This window comes from Clostridium psychrophilum, assembly GCF_018861705.1.
Classification (GTDB): Bacteria; Bacillota; Clostridia; order Clostridiales; family Clostridiaceae; genus Clostridium_AD; species Clostridium_AD psychrophilum.
Map to the genome: position 1 here is coordinate 20,783 of NZ_JAHLEC010000028.1, position 18,112 is coordinate 38,894.

19 protein-coding genes are annotated in these 18,112 nt (G+C 30.0%); 15 read left to right on the forward strand and 4 right to left on the reverse strand.

The genetic code is table 11. The annotated features are described in order from the left end of the window. The first annotated feature begins 18 nt into the window (after positions 1–18). From def to nadC, 4 genes are all read left to right on the forward strand, one after another. Positions 19–489, forward strand: coding sequence for a peptide deformylase (def, locus tag KPL38_RS08280; RefSeq protein WP_216288676.1), 471 nt, complete (start codon positions 19–21; stop codon positions 487–489). Positions 490–649: 160 nt separating this feature from the next. Further along, entirely contained in the window at positions 650–1,558 is a 909-nt protein-coding gene (gene nadA, locus KPL38_RS08285) for a quinolinate synthase NadA (protein ID WP_216288677.1), read from the forward strand. 4 nt (positions 1,559–1,562) lie between these two features. Then, positions 1,563–2,864 (forward strand): L-aspartate oxidase, encoded by a 1,302-nt coding sequence (locus KPL38_RS08290; protein WP_216288694.1) that lies wholly within the window; start codon positions 1,563–1,565, stop codon positions 2,862–2,864. Further along, positions 2,845–3,681: a carboxylating nicotinate-nucleotide diphosphorylase gene (gene nadC / locus KPL38_RS08295; RefSeq protein ID WP_216288678.1), complete on the forward strand. Its 837-nt coding sequence runs from the start codon at positions 2,845–2,847 to the stop codon at positions 3,679–3,681. The genes KPL38_RS08290 and nadC overlap by 20 nt, the downstream gene beginning before the upstream one ends. Before the next feature lie 346 nt (positions 3,682–4,027). Here nadC and KPL38_RS08300 read toward each other — a convergent pair whose 3' ends face one another. Next, a complete protein-coding gene (locus KPL38_RS08300) occupies positions 4,028–4,864 on the reverse strand; it encodes an SDR family oxidoreductase (RefSeq protein ID WP_216288679.1) in 837 nt (278 codons plus the stop codon). 342 nt (positions 4,865–5,206) lie between these two features. On the opposite strand from KPL38_RS08300, the gene KPL38_RS08305 reads away from it, so the two are divergent. Together KPL38_RS08305 and KPL38_RS08310 are read left to right on the forward strand one after the other, a co-directional pair. Beyond that, positions 5,207–6,382, forward strand: a complete 1,176-nt coding sequence (locus KPL38_RS08305) for an FprA family A-type flavoprotein (RefSeq protein WP_216288680.1) — start codon at positions 5,207–5,209, stop codon at positions 6,380–6,382. A 365-nt stretch (positions 6,383–6,747) separates the two neighbouring features. Continuing rightward, on the forward strand, positions 6,748–7,161 hold the full coding sequence (locus KPL38_RS08310) for a hypothetical protein (protein WP_216288681.1): 414 nt from the start codon (positions 6,748–6,750) through the stop codon (positions 7,159–7,161). Between the two features lie 29 nt (positions 7,162–7,190). Here KPL38_RS08310 and KPL38_RS08315 read toward each other — a convergent pair whose 3' ends face one another. Continuing rightward, a complete protein-coding gene (locus tag KPL38_RS08315) occupies positions 7,191–7,367 on the reverse strand; it encodes an aspartyl-phosphate phosphatase Spo0E family protein (protein ID WP_216288682.1) in 177 nt (58 codons plus the stop codon). 330 nt (positions 7,368–7,697) lie between these two features. On the opposite strand from KPL38_RS08315, the gene KPL38_RS08320 reads away from it, so the two are divergent. The 3 genes from KPL38_RS08320 to KPL38_RS08330 all read left to right on the forward strand — a co-directional run bounded on the left by KPL38_RS08320 (position 7,698) and on the right by KPL38_RS08330 (position 10,377). After that, complete coding sequence (locus KPL38_RS08320) at positions 7,698–7,865, forward strand: DUF896 domain-containing protein (RefSeq protein WP_216288695.1); 168 nt, start codon at positions 7,698–7,700, stop codon at positions 7,863–7,865. Positions 7,866–7,930: 65 nt separating this feature from the next. After that, a complete protein-coding gene (gene hprK, locus KPL38_RS08325) occupies positions 7,931–8,851 on the forward strand; it encodes an HPr(Ser) kinase/phosphatase (protein ID WP_216288683.1) in 921 nt (306 codons plus the stop codon). A gap of 119 nt (positions 8,852–8,970) precedes the next feature. Beyond that, positions 8,971–10,377, forward strand: a complete 1,407-nt coding sequence (locus KPL38_RS08330; protein ID WP_216288684.1) for an aminopeptidase — start codon at positions 8,971–8,973, stop codon at positions 10,375–10,377. A 32-nt stretch (positions 10,378–10,409) separates the two neighbouring features. Here the strand turns inward: KPL38_RS08330 and KPL38_RS08335 are convergent, their stop codons facing one another. Continuing rightward, complete coding sequence (locus tag KPL38_RS08335) at positions 10,410–11,243, reverse strand: PHP domain-containing protein (protein ID WP_216288685.1); 834 nt, start codon at positions 11,241–11,243, stop codon at positions 10,410–10,412. A gap of 219 nt (positions 11,244–11,462) precedes the next feature. Between KPL38_RS08335 and KPL38_RS08340 the strand changes: the two genes are divergently transcribed. The 6 genes from KPL38_RS08340 (at position 11,463) to folK (ending at position 16,528) form a co-directional block, all read left to right on the forward strand. Then, positions 11,463–12,050: an anthranilate synthase component II gene (locus tag KPL38_RS08340; protein ID WP_216288686.1), complete on the forward strand. Its 588-nt coding sequence runs from the start codon at positions 11,463–11,465 to the stop codon at positions 12,048–12,050. A gap of 15 nt (positions 12,051–12,065) precedes the next feature. Beyond that, a complete protein-coding gene (pabB, locus tag KPL38_RS08345; protein ID WP_216288687.1) occupies positions 12,066–13,415 on the forward strand; it encodes an aminodeoxychorismate synthase component I in 1,350 nt (449 codons plus the stop codon). Positions 13,416–13,478: 63 nt separating this feature from the next. Further along, positions 13,479–14,252 (forward strand): aminotransferase class IV, encoded by a 774-nt coding sequence (locus KPL38_RS08350; RefSeq protein ID WP_216288688.1) that lies wholly within the window; start codon positions 13,479–13,481, stop codon positions 14,250–14,252. Between the two features lie 40 nt (positions 14,253–14,292). After that, the gene (locus KPL38_RS08355; protein ID WP_216288689.1) at positions 14,293–14,775 is read left to right on the forward strand and encodes an HD domain-containing protein; all 483 of its coding nucleotides are present in this window, start codon (positions 14,293–14,295) and stop codon (positions 14,773–14,775) included. A gap of 85 nt (positions 14,776–14,860) precedes the next feature. Beyond that, on the forward strand, positions 14,861–15,667 hold the full coding sequence (gene folP / locus KPL38_RS08360) for a dihydropteroate synthase (RefSeq protein ID WP_216288690.1): 807 nt from the start codon (positions 14,861–14,863) through the stop codon (positions 15,665–15,667). Positions 15,668–15,712: 45 nt separating this feature from the next. Then, positions 15,713–16,528, forward strand: coding sequence for a 2-amino-4-hydroxy-6-hydroxymethyldihydropteridine diphosphokinase (folK, locus tag KPL38_RS08365; RefSeq protein WP_216288691.1), 816 nt, complete (start codon positions 15,713–15,715; stop codon positions 16,526–16,528). A 39-nt stretch (positions 16,529–16,567) separates the two neighbouring features. On the opposite strand, the gene KPL38_RS08370 is transcribed toward folK, so the two are convergent. After that, positions 16,568–17,800, reverse strand: a complete 1,233-nt coding sequence (locus tag KPL38_RS08370) for a Rossmann-fold NAD(P)-binding domain-containing protein (protein ID WP_216288692.1) — start codon at positions 17,798–17,800, stop codon at positions 16,568–16,570. Positions 17,801–18,112: the final 312 nt, after the last annotated feature.

Consider the following 18,112-nt stretch of genomic DNA (forward strand, 5'->3'; position numbering starts at 1 on the left):
ATAAAGAGGAGAAGGTATATGACAGTTAGAAAAATTTTGCAATATGGTGATGAACGTCTAAATAAAATTTGTGCTAAGGTTGAAAAAGTAAATAAAAAAACACTGAATTTGGTTGACGATATGATGGATACATTATATGAGGGTAATGGGATAGGTCTTGCTGCCCCACAAATAAGAATTTTAAAAAGAGTTGTTTTAATTGACCTAGGAGAGGAAGAAGCAAATCCAATAATTATAATAAATCCTAAAATAACAGCGCAATCTGGTAGCGAAAAGGATTATGAGGGTTGTTTAAGTTACTTGGGATATGAGGGTGAAGTTTATAGGCCTACAGATGTTACAGTTGTAGGAATTGACATCAAAGGGAAACCAGTAAAATATGAAGCCTCAGGGTTACTAGCAAGGGCTTTCTGCCATGAAATAGATCATTTAGACGGAGTATTATATATGTCTAGAGCAGAAGAAATGCACGAAATACCTATTGAATAGTATTAAACAGAGATATGTCATATGATTATTAATATCATTATGACATGTCTTTTTTATTTTTTGAATATATTGATTTCTTACGCTGCAAATGTTACTCTATTATATATTACTGATGTATATACACTGGTATATACATATATATAAAGGGGCGTATGAGTAAATGCAGAATTTAAAAGAAAAGATTCAGAAATTAAAGCTTGAAAAGAATGCTATAATATTAGCACATTATTATCAAAATGATGATATTCAAGAGATAGCTGATTTTGTTGGAGATTCTTATTATCTTAGTAAAGTAGCCAAAGAATGCATGCAGCAAACCATAGTATTTTGTGGTGTGAAGTTTATGGCTGAGAGCGCAAAAATATTATCACCAGAAAAAACAGTGTTATTACCAAATATAGAATCTGGGTGTACTATGGCAGAAATGATTAATGGCGAGGATGTTAGGCAACTAAAAAAAGAACATCCAAAAGCAAAGGTTGTATGTTATATAAATTCAACCGCAGAGGTAAAAGCTGAAAGTGATATATGCTGCACTTCTTCAAATGCATTGAAAATAATTAATAAGTTAAATAGTGATGAAATAATATTTATACCAGATAAAAATTTAGGCGGATATATAAATGAAAAAGCTCATGTAAAGAACATGATTTTATGGAATGGGTTTTGCCGTGTGCATGAATTTGTTAATGTAGATGAAATAATGAAAGTTAAAAATGAACATAAACATATAAAGGTTCTAGTTCATCCTGAATGTAATAAAGAAGTTAGAAAATTAGCCGATTTTATAGGAAGCACTGGAGGAATAATTGATTACGTAAAAAAGGATACTGATGAGAAATATATGATTGTAACAGAAGAAGGTATACTTTATAGTTTAAGAAATAATAATCCTAATAAGCAATTTATAACACCAAAAACACCTATGACATGTTGTAGCATGAAGAAAAATACACTAAATGATGTTTATGAGAGTCTTCTTAATAAGCAGCATGAAGTAACAATAGATGAAAATATTCGCAAAGCAGCTCATAAATGTTTAATTGCTATGCATGAAATGGCAAGGTGAGATGATGGATATGTTTGTTGATGTACTTATAGTTGGAACAGGGGCAGCAGGTCTATATTCAGCATTAAATTTGAGTGATAATTTAAATATTCTTTTAATAACTAAAGATTTAGTGGATAAATGTAATACATCACTTGCACAAGGTGGAATTTCAGTGGCTAGAGATAAAAAAGATTATGAACTATTTGTGCAAGATACTTTAAAAGCGGGAAAGTTTAAAAACTGCGTAGCAGCAGTCAAAACTCTAGTTTACGAATCGATAGATAATATTAATGAAGTGATAGATTTTGGAGCAAAATTTGACAAAGAAGATGGAAATTTTAAATATACAAAGGAAGGTGCACATAGCATCAATAGAATTGTTCATAATAAAGATGAAACTGGAAAAGAACTCTTTCTATCTTTACTTAAAGCACTTAAAAATAAAAAGAACGTAAGAATATTTGAGAAGACTACTTTAATTGATATTATTATAAATAATAATATTTGTTGTGGTGGGATAGTAATTAAGGGAGAAGAAAGAATAAATATATATTCCAAGGAGACTATTTTAGCTACAGGGGGAATTGGGGGGTTATTTAAGAACTCTACTAGTAGAAGAAGTCTTACAGGGGACGGCATTGCAATTGCATTAAGGCATAAAATTAAAACATCTGATTTAGATTATGTTCAATTCCATCCAACTGCGTTATATGATAATAAGGTTAATTGTGAAAAATTTCTTATATCTGAGTCGCTAAGAGGTGAAGGTGCTAAATTAATAAATGAAAATGGCAAAAGATTTGTTAATGAGCTTTTACCAAGGGATATAGTTGCTAGGGCAGTTTATGATGAAGAGGAAAAAAGTAGTAAACCTTATGTTTATTTAGATATTTCATTTAAAAATAAAAAATATATAATAAATAGATTCCCAGGTATTTATAAAAAATGTTTGGAAAGTGGCATAGATATTACAAAGCAAAAAATCCCAGTAACACCAGTCCAACATTACCACATGGGGGGAGTTGCTGTTGATCTAAATTCTTGTACATCTATGGAGAACTTGTTTGCATGTGGTGAGGTGAGTTGCACAGGCGTACATGGAGCTAATAGGTTAGCGAGCAATTCACTCTTAGAAGCTTTGGTTTTTTCTAGAAGAGCATCAAAATTTATAAATAAGTCAATGGACAAAATTACATTGTTAAACTATGAAGATATAAAGGGCATGAAGGTTTTTAAAAATCATAATGTAATTAATAAAAATATAGTTATAAATGAATTTAAGAAAATGGGGGATGGTATAAGGAATGAATTGGTTAATTATTGATAACCTTATTATAAATGCTATAAAAGAAGACATACCTCAAGATGATATCACAACGGAATTTATTATAAAAGATGGGTGTACTTGTAGCGTAGATTTAATAGCTAAGCAAAACGGAATAATTGCTGGTCTTCTTGTGTTTGAAAGAGTTTTTAAAATATTGGGACAGGTTAACATAGAGTTTTTAAAAAAAGATGGAGATAATGTTTGGGCGGGAGAATGTTTAGCTAAAATAAGAGGAAAAACAAAAAATATATTAACAGGAGAAAGAACTGCATTAAATTATCTTCAAAGAATTAGTGGTATTGCCACATTAACTAAAACGTATGTTGATATATTATCAGGTAGTGGAGTGAAAATTTTGGATACAAGAAAAACAACACCTAACATGAGGATATTTGAAAAATATGCTGTGAAAATGGGGGGAGGTTGTAATCATAGGTATAATTTATCCGATGGTGTGTTAATAAAAGAAAATCATATAAGTGCTGCTGGAGGAATTAAAGAGGCAGTTAATATTATACGTAATAATGTTTCATTTGTTAAAAAGATTGAAGTTGAAGCAGAAACTATAGATCAAGTTAATGAAGCGCTAGAAGTTAAAGCAGATATTATAATGTTAGATAATATGAGCATCTTAGAAATGAAAAAAGCCGTAGAAATAATAGACAAAAAAGCAATAATCGAGGCATCTGGAGATATAACACTAGATAATATTTTAACAGTAGCAAGTTGCGGAGTTGACTATATATCTGTAGGTGCACTAACACACTCTTATAGTGTTTTGGATTTGAGCATGAAAAATTTAATTAACAATTAATAGATTTTTGAATCGGAATTTTACGAATTCAAAAGATATAATATTTTTAGAGTACAACAAAAAAAAGATATATTGCGAAGAATGCGTCTGAACAAGCCGTACAGATTCTTAATTTATATTTTTCTCATAGTATTACAACAAAAGTATATATTGCGTAAAATGCGTCTGAACAAGCCATAGAAATTCTTAATTTATTTTATTTGAAGTTTCGTAAAAAAAACATATGTCTGAGTCAAGCGAGTTTATGTTTTTAGAAACTGAAAATAAAATAAATTTTAGAATTAATCGGTGAAGTGAACGCATCGGAGCAATATATACTTTTGTTGTTTTACATATAAAGAAAATTTTAAACTTTAAGGCATTTATCTATATATTCTTTTAACCTAACATCCCAAGAAGGAATACTAATACCTAATGAGTTTTTTATGCGAGTGTTATTAACACCACTATACTTAGGTTCTCTGATGAGATTAGACAAAAGCTTGTCTGATTTCATAGTCAGTGGAATATTAAGATCACTATATTTAATTATACTGTCTATTAGCATTGATTTTGATAAACAACCTTCATTTGTATAATTATATACTCCATATTTGTCAGTGGCTAAAAATCTTAAAAGAACATAAGTTAAATCTTCTATATATGTTATGGAAATGGTTGGATTTGAAAATAGATAAATTTCTGTATGTTTACCATTTATAAGTTTTTTTACAAAACAGTCATTGCCACCAAAGATAGTTGAACTACGAATAATAAAATATTTTTTGCATATGGTCTGAATTAATTCTTCACCACCTAGTTTACTCTTACTATAGGCGTTTATTGGAGAACACTGATCAATTTCGCTACAGGGTGATAAATAAGTATCACCGTATACATCTGTGCTAGAAAGGTATACTAAGGGTATATTAAGCGCATTACAACAATTTGCAATATTTAAAGTTCCTACTGTGTTTACATCATAAGCTAAACCCTCATTATATTCACAAATATATTTGTTTGTTATGGCAGCAGTATGAATTACGACATCTGGTTTTAAAAGATTTAATGTTTTCTCAGTAGTTATTTTATCAACTATGTTAAGTTCAGTTTTATCTAGACCATATACAGTATGAGATTTTGATAATGATTTGCAAAGATAAGTTCCAATATTACCTTTTGCACCTGTTATTAAAATATTCATAGATACCTCCTAAAAGTTCATGATATTAAAGTATATGATTTACTATCCTTGCTTATTAAGGAATTATATAATTTGATATATTAATTTTATAATATTTGGAGACAATAAAAATATCAGCAAATAGCATAGGTATTACTTTATTATTTAAGTTGAAAACTATTATGATAGCATAGTCATATATATATAAAATACATCTTATTTGATAACAATTATTAGTTGAACGGACCTTACAAATGTGGTAAAATATATTATATCTAAGAGGATTAGAATGAAATAAATATAGATGTAGCATAATAACTAATAATTGTTATGTACCAAGAGAATTACGAGGAGGATTTATAGATGGAAACAACAAAACTAAAAGATAATATTTATTGGGTTGGGGTAAATGACCCAGAGCTTAAGGTATTTGATATCATAATGGAAACAAAAAAAGGAACCACTTATAATTCATATTTAATAGATGATGAAAAAGTAGCTATAATAGATTGTGTTAAAGATGGTTTTTTCGATGAGTTTTTAGGCAAGGTAAAAGGCATTATCGGAGAAAGAAAAGTTGATTACTTAATAGTTCAACATACAGAACTCGATCATAGTGGTTCTATAGGTAAACTATTAGAAGTTTATCCAGATCTTGTTGTTCTTGCATCAAAACCTGCTATTATGTATTTAAAAGAAATAACAAACAAAGAGTTTACTAGCAAACCTGCAGTAGGTGAAATATCACTTGGTAAGCACACATTACAATTTATTTCTGCTCCCAATTTACATTGGCCAGATACAATGTTTACATATGCTAAAGAACAAAAAATATTATTTACTTGTGATGTAATGGGCTGTCATTATTCACCAACTAATTGCATAACTGATGATTGTTCAGGTGATTATTTGGCTGAAATGAAATACTACTTTGAGGTTATAATGGGACCTTTCAAAAAATTTGTTAATTCAGGATTAGATAAAATTAAAGATTTAGAGCTAGATATGGTAGCACCAAGCCATGGACCAATTCATGTAAAAGATATTAATAAGTATATAGAACTTTATAGAAAATGGGCTAAAGTAGAGGCAATAAAAGAAAAAAATATACAAATATTTTATATTTCGGCTTATGGTAATACTAAAATAATGGGAGAGTACATAGGTAAAAAGATTAATGATAAGGGCATAAAAGCGCAGGTTCATGAGATAACATCAATGGATATAAACGATATTGTATCATTAATTGAAAAAGCTTCAGGTATCATGATTGGTTCACCAACAATTAATCAAGATGCTGTAAAGCCAGCATGGGATGTTTTATCTCATGTATGTCCAATAACTAATAGGGGCAAAGCAGCAGCAGCATTTGGGTCATATGGTTGGACTGGAGAAGGCGTACCAATGCTTACACAAAGGCTAAAGTCTTTAAAATTTAAAGTAGTAGAGGAAGGATTTAGATTTAAATTTGTTCCAGATAACAAAGAATATGAGCAGGCTGACAAATTTGTAGAAGAATATTTAAAATTATTAAAATAAAACTTTACTAAGTGAGACTCAGTTCTTATTAAATAGATAGTTAAATCATCTCCTGCGGAGCTGCAGTATTAACAACTTTGGAAGCAGATTTAGACTGCCACCAAAGCAATTTTCCTAAACTAGACAACTGCTACTTATAGAAGATGGCAGACTTGAAGCTTTCAAAATGTTGTTAAACAATATAAAAAAAGGAAATCTCACTTAAATAGTGAAATTTCCTTTTTTACAAGAAAGTAAGAGCATTTTCCAAATAATAAGTGTTAATATGATTATAAATAATCATATTGTAAATTATTTATAATAAACCGTATTTATTTTGTAATTCATGTGAAATTTAATTGTAAGTGATAATTCACAAATGATGTATGGAGGTGATGTATTTGAAAAAACAATGTATAATTGATTTTTTAAATAAAAATGATTTAAGTGATATAACTGAAATTGAGTATAAGAAAGGAACCATAGCACTAAAGTTTAAATACTATTATGATGATGTAGAAGTAGATGCGGCTAAAACCTATGCAAATGAAGAAGGTAGTATCAAACAAAATAAGGAAGAGTGGTATGAAGAATTTTTCCTGCCTTATTTAAGTGATATTTCGGCCGATAACGTTGAAGATATCATGGAAGAATGTGGAGAAGAAATGAAAATTGAATACGAATTCATTGGCTGTGACATATCAGAAGATGCATATGAATTTAACGAATTCGCTGTAGTATTTTATGAAGAAAATTCAGATATAGAAATTGATGATATTTTAATGGAATTGGATTTCTAATTTTATGTATGTATCGAGAAGTGATTTTTCTAAGCCACCTTTTCCGAAGTGGCTTTTACTTTCTGATATTTAACTATGATTTCGTCTAATTGCTGACTACAGGATACAACCATTTTATCTGTAGGTTTTTTGAAATCAAGTAAAAAATGCAATATTGTTCTTAATGATTCCAATTCTTTAGTTATTATTTGCAGCTTAATGTTCATATATTTATGCCTCTTTTCTTTGAATTATTTTTTATGAAGTAAACACATAATACCATATTATTCTAACTATGTTAAATTTTTTGTTAGTCATGATAATATAAAAAAATACAAAATATGATATAATATATGTAAATAAATCAAAACTAAATGTTAAAATATACCATGAAAACTCACCAAGATGTTGAAAAAAGCTATTTGGTACAATATGTAAATGACGAAAAAAGTCTTAATTTTCTTCTGATATATTTTAAAATATAGTATATTGGTTTCAACTATTTACGAATAAAATATTTTAGTATATTAAAAAAGAATTAATTTAGGAGTGATGATATTAGTATGGATGAATTAACAAACAGAATAAATTATTTATATAAGAAAAGTAAAGAAGATAAACTTACAGAAGATGAAAAAACAGAGCAACAAGAACTAAAGAAAAAATATTTAGAAAATGTTAAAAGAAATTTTAAATCACAATTAGATACAATTAAAAAAGCATAATTAAAGAGTTGTTGATTTTAGGATGAGTATTTATTATAAATAACAAGAATCTGGAGGGAATTTTAATGGCTGTTACTATAGAGGAACTAATAGAACATTTTAAATTAGAAATTCTAGTAGAGGGTGGCAAGGGAAAATCAATTAGTGTCAGTGACATTAATAGGCCAGGATTACAAATAGCTGGATTTTACGAATATTTTGGTAATAAAAGGGTCCAATTAATAGGAATGGCAGAGTGGAGCTTTCTAGATTGTATGGAAGAAGACCTTAGGAGGAAAAGATTAAATAGATATTTTAAACTAGAAACGCCATGTGTTATATTATCTAGAAATTTGGAACCTCATAAAGAAATTATTAAAGCAGCACAGGAAAATGGGCAATGGCTTTTGAGAACAAAATTAATTTCTACAAGATTTATTAGTAAACTAACAAATTATTTAGATACTGAGCTTGCCCCAGATACTAGGCTTCATGGTGTTCTGGTGGATGTTTATGGTATAGGTATATTAATAACTGGTGAAAGTGGGATAGGCAAGAGTGAATGTGCATTAGAACTCATAAAGAGGGGCCATAGGTTGATAGCAGACGATGCAGTAGACATAAAAGAAATTGATGGCGAGTTGCATGGAAGCTGCCCATATATAACTTCTGGAATGCTTGAGGTAAGAGGTATGGGAATAATAGATATTCCAGCAATTTACGGCATGAGTTCAGTCTTAAATACTAAGATTGTTAGTTTGTATGTTTCTCTTACTCAGTGGAATGAGAGTGAAGAATATGATAGGCTTGGCATAGAGGATCAATTCATGAAAGTTCTGAATGTGCCTGTAAAAAAAATCACGTTGCCTGTTAGGCCAGGCAGAAATATAGCTGTAATTCTTGAGGCAGCAGCTGCTAATTATAGATATAGTTTAAATTCTACGATTACTCCTGTTGAAACTATTAATAAGAGAATAGAAGAAGTAACTAAAGCACGTAAAGAGTAGATAAAGGATAAATTAATATAACTAAGGCTATTACACTACTATTATATTATTTGTAATTTAAAGAAATATTTAGTAATATAGTAAATATAGTAAATATCCATTTTAGGGAGGAATTAAATATGTCTGATGTTAAAAGTTTAGAAAAAAAATATGAATTAGCTTGGGACAAATATTCTGAGAAGGATGTCAAAAAGGTATTCGCATTATCCGATGATTACATAGACTTTATATCAAAATGTAAAACTGAAAGAGAATGTGTAAAAGAGTTTATAACACTTGCTGAGAAAAATGGTTATAAAAATATTGACACTTATATAAATAAAGGTAATAAATTAAAAGCTGGTGACAAAGTTTATGCTAGCAACATGGGAAAAACATTAGCACTATTTCTAATAGGTTCTGAACCTATTGAAAAGGGTTTTAAAATTTTGGGTGCTCATATTGATTCACCAAGACTTGATTTAAAACAAAACCCATTATATGAGGATTCAGAATTAGCATTACTTAAAACACATTATTATGGTGGTATTAAAAAATATCAATGGGTAACTCTTCCTTTGGCTATTCATGGAGTTGTAGTCAAAAAAGATGGGACAATAGTAAACATAGTTATTGGAGAGGATGAAAAAGAACCAGTAGTTGGAATTTCAGATCTTTTAATCCATTTATCTGCAGATCAGATGAAAAAGACAGTGGACAAAGGAATTGAGGGTGAAGATTTAAATGTATTTATAGGAAGTATACCAGTAGAGGATAAGGATGCTAAAGATAGAGTTAAGTTAAACGTCCTAAGACTATTAAACGACAAATATGGTATAGATGAGGAAGACTTTGTATCATCAGAATTAGAAGTAGTACCAGCAGGGAGAGCTAGAAGTTATGGACTAGACAGTAGTATGGTTATGGCTTATGGACAAGATGATAAAGTTTGTGCATACACATCCTACGCTGCATTAATGAATACTAAGCAGACTGATAAAACTTGCATTGTTTTACTTGTGGATAAAGAGGAAGTTGGAAGTATTGGTGCAACAGGTATGCAATCAAAATTCTTTGAAAACACAGTAGCTGAAGTTGTTAATTTAGTGGAAGATTACAGTGAGCTTAAAGTGAGAAGGTCACTAACAAATTCAAAAATGTTATCTTCAGATGTAAGTGCTGCTTTTGATCCAAATTACCCTTCAGTTATGGAAAAACGGAATTCTGCATATTTTGGCAAAGGTATAGTTTTCAACAAGTATACTGGAGCTCGTGGAAAAGGTGGATGTAATGATGCAAATCCAGAATTTATTGCTGAGCTTAGAGACATAATGGGAAAACATAATGTTTCATGGCAAACATCAGAACTTGGAAAGGTTGACCAAGGCGGTGGAGGTACTATAGCTTATATATTAGCTGAGTATGGTATGCAAGTTATTGATTCAGGTGTTGCTCTTCATAACATGCATGCACCATGGGAAATTTCAAGCAAGGCTGATATATATGAAGCATTAAAAGCTTATGAAGCATTTTTGTTAGAAATTTAGAAAATAAAAAGGAGATGTGAAAACATCTCTTTTTATGAGTCTAATGCATTTACAAAGGTAGCTAATTCTTCATTGCTTAATGAAACACAACCAACAAGACCATGTTTGGTATCACATTTTGTAATCCCATGAAAATCTGAACCTGCAGTAATTAGTTTCCCGTATTCTTTAGCTTTTAATTTTAAAAAAGATTTTTGTTTTTTTGTGTTTACTGGATAAACTGCTTCTATACCATCAAAATCTAATTCTAACATTTCATCTATAGAAGTTTTTTTGATTAGAACGGGGTGTGCAAGCACAACTAATGCGTTAACTTTTTTTAGTATGCTTATCCCATCAGCGGTTGAAATTCTTTTCATGTGAACATATGCTGGGCTATCATTTGAAAGAAAATTATCAAATATATATTTCCAATCATATTTATAACCTGCATCTATTATTGCTTTAGCGATATGAGGTCTAGCTACTACGCCTTTCGCATTATCTACAACATTTTGATAGTCTAGTTTTATTTTAAAAAATGTATCTAAATTTTCTACTATTTTTTTACCTCTAGATAATCTGAAATCATCTATATCTTTTAAAAATCTTTGAAAATCTGGATTCTTGTATTGATCATCTTTAAAATATCCTAGAATATGAATGCTTTCATTGTTATGAATAGTTGATAATTCTATACCAGGTATTACCCTTATATTATTACTTATACCTTCTCTAATTCCTTCTTCAACATTTAAAGTATTGTCATGATCTGTTATTGCAATAATATCAAGACCATTTAGAGAAGCTTCATGAATTAGTTCCTTAGGACTTAGTTTCCCATCAGATGCATTTGTATGAAGATGGAAATCACCTCGATTGTACATTTAATCACCTCAAATTTATAGTTACTACTTACTACCATTCTACCTAATAGTGACCATTATTTAAAGGGGTATGTGATAAATAATTGTTATTATTGAATATTTATTAGACGTAATTGAAAGTGATTATGAATATTGTATTCACTTTTAATATACTTATCTTAATGATTTTGTTGAAATTATTTGATATAATAAGTAATTATAAGAGGATGGGAGATAATTATGTTTTTGATGATAGACAATTATGATTCATTTGTATATAACCTAGTTAGATACTTTGAAGAGTTAGGTGAGAAAATATTGGTATATAGAAATGATAAAATATCATTAAATGATATTGAGAGAATTAATCCAGAAGCCATAATAATTTCACCTGGCCCCAAATATCCAGAATGTGCAGGCAATTGCATGGAAATAGTAGAAAAATTTAAAGAAAGCATACCTATATTGGGAATATGTTTAGGACATCAAATAATTGGGAAAGTATTTGGTTGCAATATTATTCAAGGATCTGTTCCTGTGCACGGAAAGGTATCTGTAATTAAACATTGTGGAAAATATGTGTTTAAGAATATTGTAAGTCCAATGAAGGTTACAAGGTATCATTCATTAGTGATAGAAAAGAAAACTTTACCAGAGGTGCTAGAGATAACTAGTGAAACCCAAGATGGAGTTATAATGGGAATAAGGCATAAAAATTATCTCATTGAAGGGGTACAATTTCATCCTGAAGCAGAACTTACTCAATATGGACATGAAATTTTACAAAATTTTATTGATGAAGTAAGGAGTCAAAATAAAGATGTGTAAGATTAAGGAGATAAAATGCAGTTGTTAATTGAAAAACTTCACACTGAACTTGATGGATTTGATATTTATTCTTTATTTAAGCAAAATCCAGATGTCATATTATTAGATAGTGCTAGAGATGAAGAAACCTTAGGGCGATATTCATTTATGGGCATTAATTGTTTTCTAACATTCAAAAGTAAAAATGGTAAGTGCTACAAGGGAGGGAAAGAATATAAAGGGGATACTTTTATTGAGTTAAATAAAATTTTAAAAGAATACCCTATAGAGAATAATACTTATTTGCCATTTGTATCTGGGGGAATAGGATATTTTTCTTATGACTTGGCTAGAGAACTTGAACATTTACCCAATATAGCTAAGGAAGATATAGATGTGCCTCACTGTTATTTTAACTTTTATGATAATATAATTATATTAGATAATTATAAAAATGATGCGTTCATATCGGCACTTGGAATACTTAAGCCTCAAGAAGACAGCATTTACGATATTAAGAGGCAAATTCAAAAGGGTAATAAGGTTACGTACGAAAAAGTTAAAAAAACAACAACAAAATTTACTTCGTGTTTTGAGAAAAATGATTATATAAATACGTTGTCAAAGGTGAGAACTTATATAAGAAGTGGGGATATATATATTACTAATTTATCTCAAAGGTATAGTTGCACCATAAGTCAAAGTGCATATGAAATATATAAAAATTTAAGAAATATAAATCCGGCTCCTTTTGCTGCTTTTATGAATTTCGAAGGTTTTAATATAATATGTTCATCTCCAGAAAGATTTTTAAGAATAAAGGATAGAATGGTAGAAACTAGACCTATAAAGGGAACTATGCCAAGAGGAAAAGACGCGGCGGAGGATGTTGAAAATAAATACATATTAATAAATAGTGAAAAGGATAAAGCTGAACTTCTAAATGTGGTAGATTTAGAACGAAATGATTTAAGCAAAGTCTGCAAGCCTAATTCTGTTAAAGTAACAGAACTTTTTAAATTAGAGGAGTATAGTACAGTCTTTCATTTGGTATCTACAGTAATAGGTGAGTTAAAAGATAAGGTGGAATCAATAGAATGTATTAAAGCGTGTTTCCCAGGAGGTTCAATAACAGGCACACCCAAAATACGTTCTATGGAAATTATTGAAGAATTAGAACCTATGCGACGAAATATATATACTGGGTCCCTTGGATATTTAGGATTTGATGGAAATGTAGATTTGAATATTATTATTAGGACAATCTTAACGCAAAATGACAAAGCTTATTTTAGTGTAGGCGGAGGAATAACTTGGGATTCTAAGGAAAAACTTGAATATGATGAAACTTTAGACAAGGCAAAGGCACTAATGAGGGTTTTATAAATAGGAGGTGGCAGCTTAAATAATGGTACGCTAAAGGGTAGTGGTGCCATATTTAGGGGCAATATGATATTAATAAACGATGACATAGAAGCAGACAAAATATCTTTGGATAGTGGCTTTTTTTTCGGCAGAGGAGTGTTTGAGACTGTATTAATTAAAGAAAAACCAATATTTATTAAGGAACATATAAAGAGATTAAATACTGGACTTAATACTTTGGGAGTAAACAAAATAATAACTGAAGAGGAAATATATACTGCTATAGCAAAGCTTAAGTGTAGAAATTGTGTGCTGAAAATTATGGTGTCTGAAAAAAATACTATATTTACAACAAGAGAAAATTCATATAAACATAGTGATTATGAGAAAGGATTTTCCCTAGGATTAAGTGATGTTAGGAGAAATGCATATTCAAATTTGACTTATGTTAAATCATTTAATTACGTGGAAAATATAATTGAACATGAGAAAATTATTGCTAAAGGCTATAATGAAGCTTTATTTCTAAATACAGATGGGTTAATAAGCGAGGGGGCAGTAAGCAATATATTTTTTATAAAAAATAAAGTTATATTTACACCTAAAGTTAAATGTGGACTTTTACCTGGTGTTGTGAGAGATTTTGTTATTAAAAATTCATCATCTATAGGGGTTAAGTGTCAAGAAGGGGAGTTTACTTACGATGAATTGTTAGAAGCTGATGATGTATTTATAACTAATAGTATTATGGGCATAATGAAGGTGAGTAAAGTCGACAATGTGGCGTTTAAAGAAAGCCTAGTTGTATCTAAAATAAAGCGGTATTATGATAGATACATTGAGAAAAATGAGAAATAGCGACTACTCTAAAGAGGTGGGAATCATAAATACTAACTTAATGGATGATAAAATAAATTATATTGTAGAAAATCATAGTTTTAGGTATAATTTAGAGAAAATAGTAGGTCTTGAAAAAAACAGACAATATTGCAAACACAATATGCAGCACTTTCTAGATGTGGCACGCCTTATGTACATAATAAGTTTAGAAAATGATTTTAATATACCAAAACACATAATTTATACAACGGCACTTTTACATGACATAGGTCGTGGAGAACAATATGAAAATGGGACTGCTCATAATATTGCTAGTGTGAATATATCTAAAAAGATACTACAAGAATGTGAATATGGTGATGTGGAAATAGATGAAATCCTAAATGCTATTGGAAATCATAGAGACAATATTGGAAAATGCACTAGGTTATGTGATTTATTATATAAGTGTGATAAGCTTTCGAGAAATTGTGCTAAGTGCATGGCAAGGGCTGGTTGCAAATGGCCGCAAGAAAAGAGAAATATGAAGATAATATACTAGAAATACAATTTATAATTCATAGTATATGAGCACTCATAGAATATGAGACACTCATAGTATATGAGAATTTTTTAGGAGGAAAGATATGAAAATAGGAAATCAAGATTTTGAAATAGGTAAAAGGACTTATATAATGGGAATATTAAATGTTACTCCTGATTCTTTTTCAGATGGTGGAAAATTTAATGATACTGCATCAGCGATAAAGCATGCAAAGATAATGGTTAAACAGGGAGCTGATATAATTGATATCGGTGGAGAATCTACAAGACCAGGACATGATCATGTTAGTGAAGAAGAAGAGATAAAGAGAATAATACCTATCATAAAGGCTTTAAAAAAGGAACTGGATATTCCTATTTCTGTCGATACATATAAAGGAAGGGTTGCAGAACTTGCTGTTAAAGTAGGAGCAGACATGATTAATGACGTATGGGGGTTTAAAAAGGAGCCCAATATGGCACTAGTTGCGGCTAAATATAATGTTCCTTGTTGTTTAATGCATAACAGAGATAATAAGAATTATAATAATTTAATTCCAGATGTATTAAAAGATTTGGAAGAAAGTATAACAATTGCACTAAATGCAGGTGTAAAAAAACAAAATATTATGATAGATCCAGGTATTGGTTTTGCAAAAAGTTACGAGGATAATTTGAAAACTATGAATAACTTAGAAAAGTTAAATAGTTTAGGCTACCCTGTACTTCTGGGTACCTCAAGAAAATCTATGCTAGGAATTGCACAAGATTTACCTACTAGTGAAAGGCTGGAGGGGACACTCGCAACAACAGCTATAGGGATAATGAAGGGCTGTGAATTTATAAGGGTGCATGATATAAAAGAAAATAAAAGAGTTTGCGTTATAACAGATGCTATATTTAGAGGCTAAATAAATGCTCTTATATATAAAAAATCATTAAAAGGAGGGAATACTATGGATAAAATGTATATAAAAGATCTAGAAATTTACGCCAACCATGGTGTCTTTCAAGAGGAAAAAACTTTAGGACAACGTTTCTTGATTTCTTTAGAACTATCCATTAATTTAAGAGAAGCAGGGACCACTGATGACATAACGAAAACAGTCCATTATGGTGATCTTTGCAACCTTGTAGAAAAAGAGTTTAAGAAGGAAAGTTATGATTTATTAGAGAAAGCAACTGAAAAATTAGCGGAAATTATACTTTTAAAATATGATTTAGTTCAAAGAGCCAAGGTTACAATTAAAAAGCCTTGGGCACCCATAGGAAAACCACTAAGATATGCAGCTGTTGAAATTGATAGAAGTTGGCATACCTCATATATTGGTGTAGGCGGTAACATGGGTGACAAACAAAAGAATATAGAGATGGCTTTAGAGCTTATTAGTAATTCTTATCATACAAAAATAATTAAAAAATCAAAGTTGTATAAAACTAAGCCTGTAGGTTATCTAAATCAAGATGATTTCTTAAATGGTGCTATTGAAATAAAAACACTTTTATCTCCACTAGAACTTGTAAGATTCTTATTATCTATAGAAAAAGAATTAAAACGTGAAAGGGTTATAAGATGGGGACCTAGAACAGTAGACTTAGATGTGCTATTGTATGATGATGTGATTAGTTCAATAGACGAAATAATACTTCCTCATCCAAGAATGCAGGAGAGAATGTTTGTATTAGAGCCACTTTGCGAAATAGCACCTTACATTATACATCCAATATTGAATAAAACTATAAGTCAAATGAAAAAGGAAATAAAAGCATAAAATGCTTCTATTTCCTTTTTTTTATGAATATAAATATGCTTACATGAATTCACTAAGAAGTTTGTATGTTGAATTTAACTTGCTAAGCAGTGCTTCATTTAGGTCTAAGGTTTCAAGTTCAGTACCAGAAGGTAAAAGTCTATTTTTACAACCCATAAAATTACCACCAATAAAGGTAGCACTATAATGCCACTTTGAATTAATAGTAGCAAGTATTGGTAAAGTACCAGAAGAAAGAGCGGGAGCAATATAGGGCTTATAACCTGTAGATTGAACCTTTAAGTTTGCAGTTTTAGTGCTATAGGTTAAAGCATCTGAGAGCAATTCATTATAGTTTGTGATACTATCAGCGATGACAAGACCTTCACCATGTGGACCAAAAGCTCTACCCTCATTAACATAATGCTTCGTAGCATCTTGCTTAGAGGCATAATAACAGGCTCTAGCATGCATAACGCCTAAACCATATTCTCTAATTTGTTCTGGAGCTAAGCCATAAAAGTCTTTGTTCCCATCACTATCTTTATTACTTTCTATAAATGCTTTTTTGCAAAGCAAGTCAACTGGATCAGATACTATAGCCAATATACCTTTAAACTTATTTGTACGTGCAAGTGTAGCGTAGTATCCCATAATTTTAGCATTGCCTTCAAATTGTGCTAAGTGAACATCAACGGTTTCTTTCCCTACAACAGACACACAAAATACAAGCATATCACAGTCAAATATATCTTCTTTTTTTAAGGAGATGATATCTATCGGGTGTTCTTTCATGTCAGGTGAAAGAATTTGACCAAGTTCATAATTGTAGCGTTCAATTAGGTTTGGTTCTTTATCATAAAGGCCTAAGCTATCAATATTATTTACACCTAAAAGCTTTAAACCTGCAAGCAAAGTGCCACCAATATCCCCTAATCCTACAACATTTATTCTCCATTTAGTAGGTTTAATATATGTTAGTACATCTCGCCAGTTAGGATACAAAGTATTTAGTGATGTAACGCGATTATTGTCAATTGCGATTTTTATCCATTTGGGCACGCTTATATTAGAATTTTTAGGATTCACAAGCAAATTTAAATTTTCTTCTTTTAGAAAAAGAAAATTCTCATGTGAAACAGAAAAACTTCTACGTGAATATTCTGGACTAAGTTTATTAAGGGCATAAATCATGCCCTTATATTTTTCTGCTTCATGCTCAGAAATTGAGATCAGTTCATGATATTTTTCCTTTGATATTAATAGTTTTTTATCTAACGTATAGTAAAACATATTAAGTTACCCCCTTAAATTTATTTTATTTAAACTTTTTATTCTATAATATATATTTTTGGTATGTAATATTTCTAAATTATGTATATTCTTCCTATAGTATTCTATATTATTAATAATATACTTTCAGAGTCATTATAACTAGTCATAACACAGTTTATATAAAAAAACAAATACCCTATTTAGGTATAAGGTATTTGCTATGATCGAATTGTGATAATGTCCTATTATACCGAATTTGATTATGTCCCAAAAAGAATATAGTATAATAAAACCTCATGACTAAGAAATGAGGTGGACAAAATCAGAAAG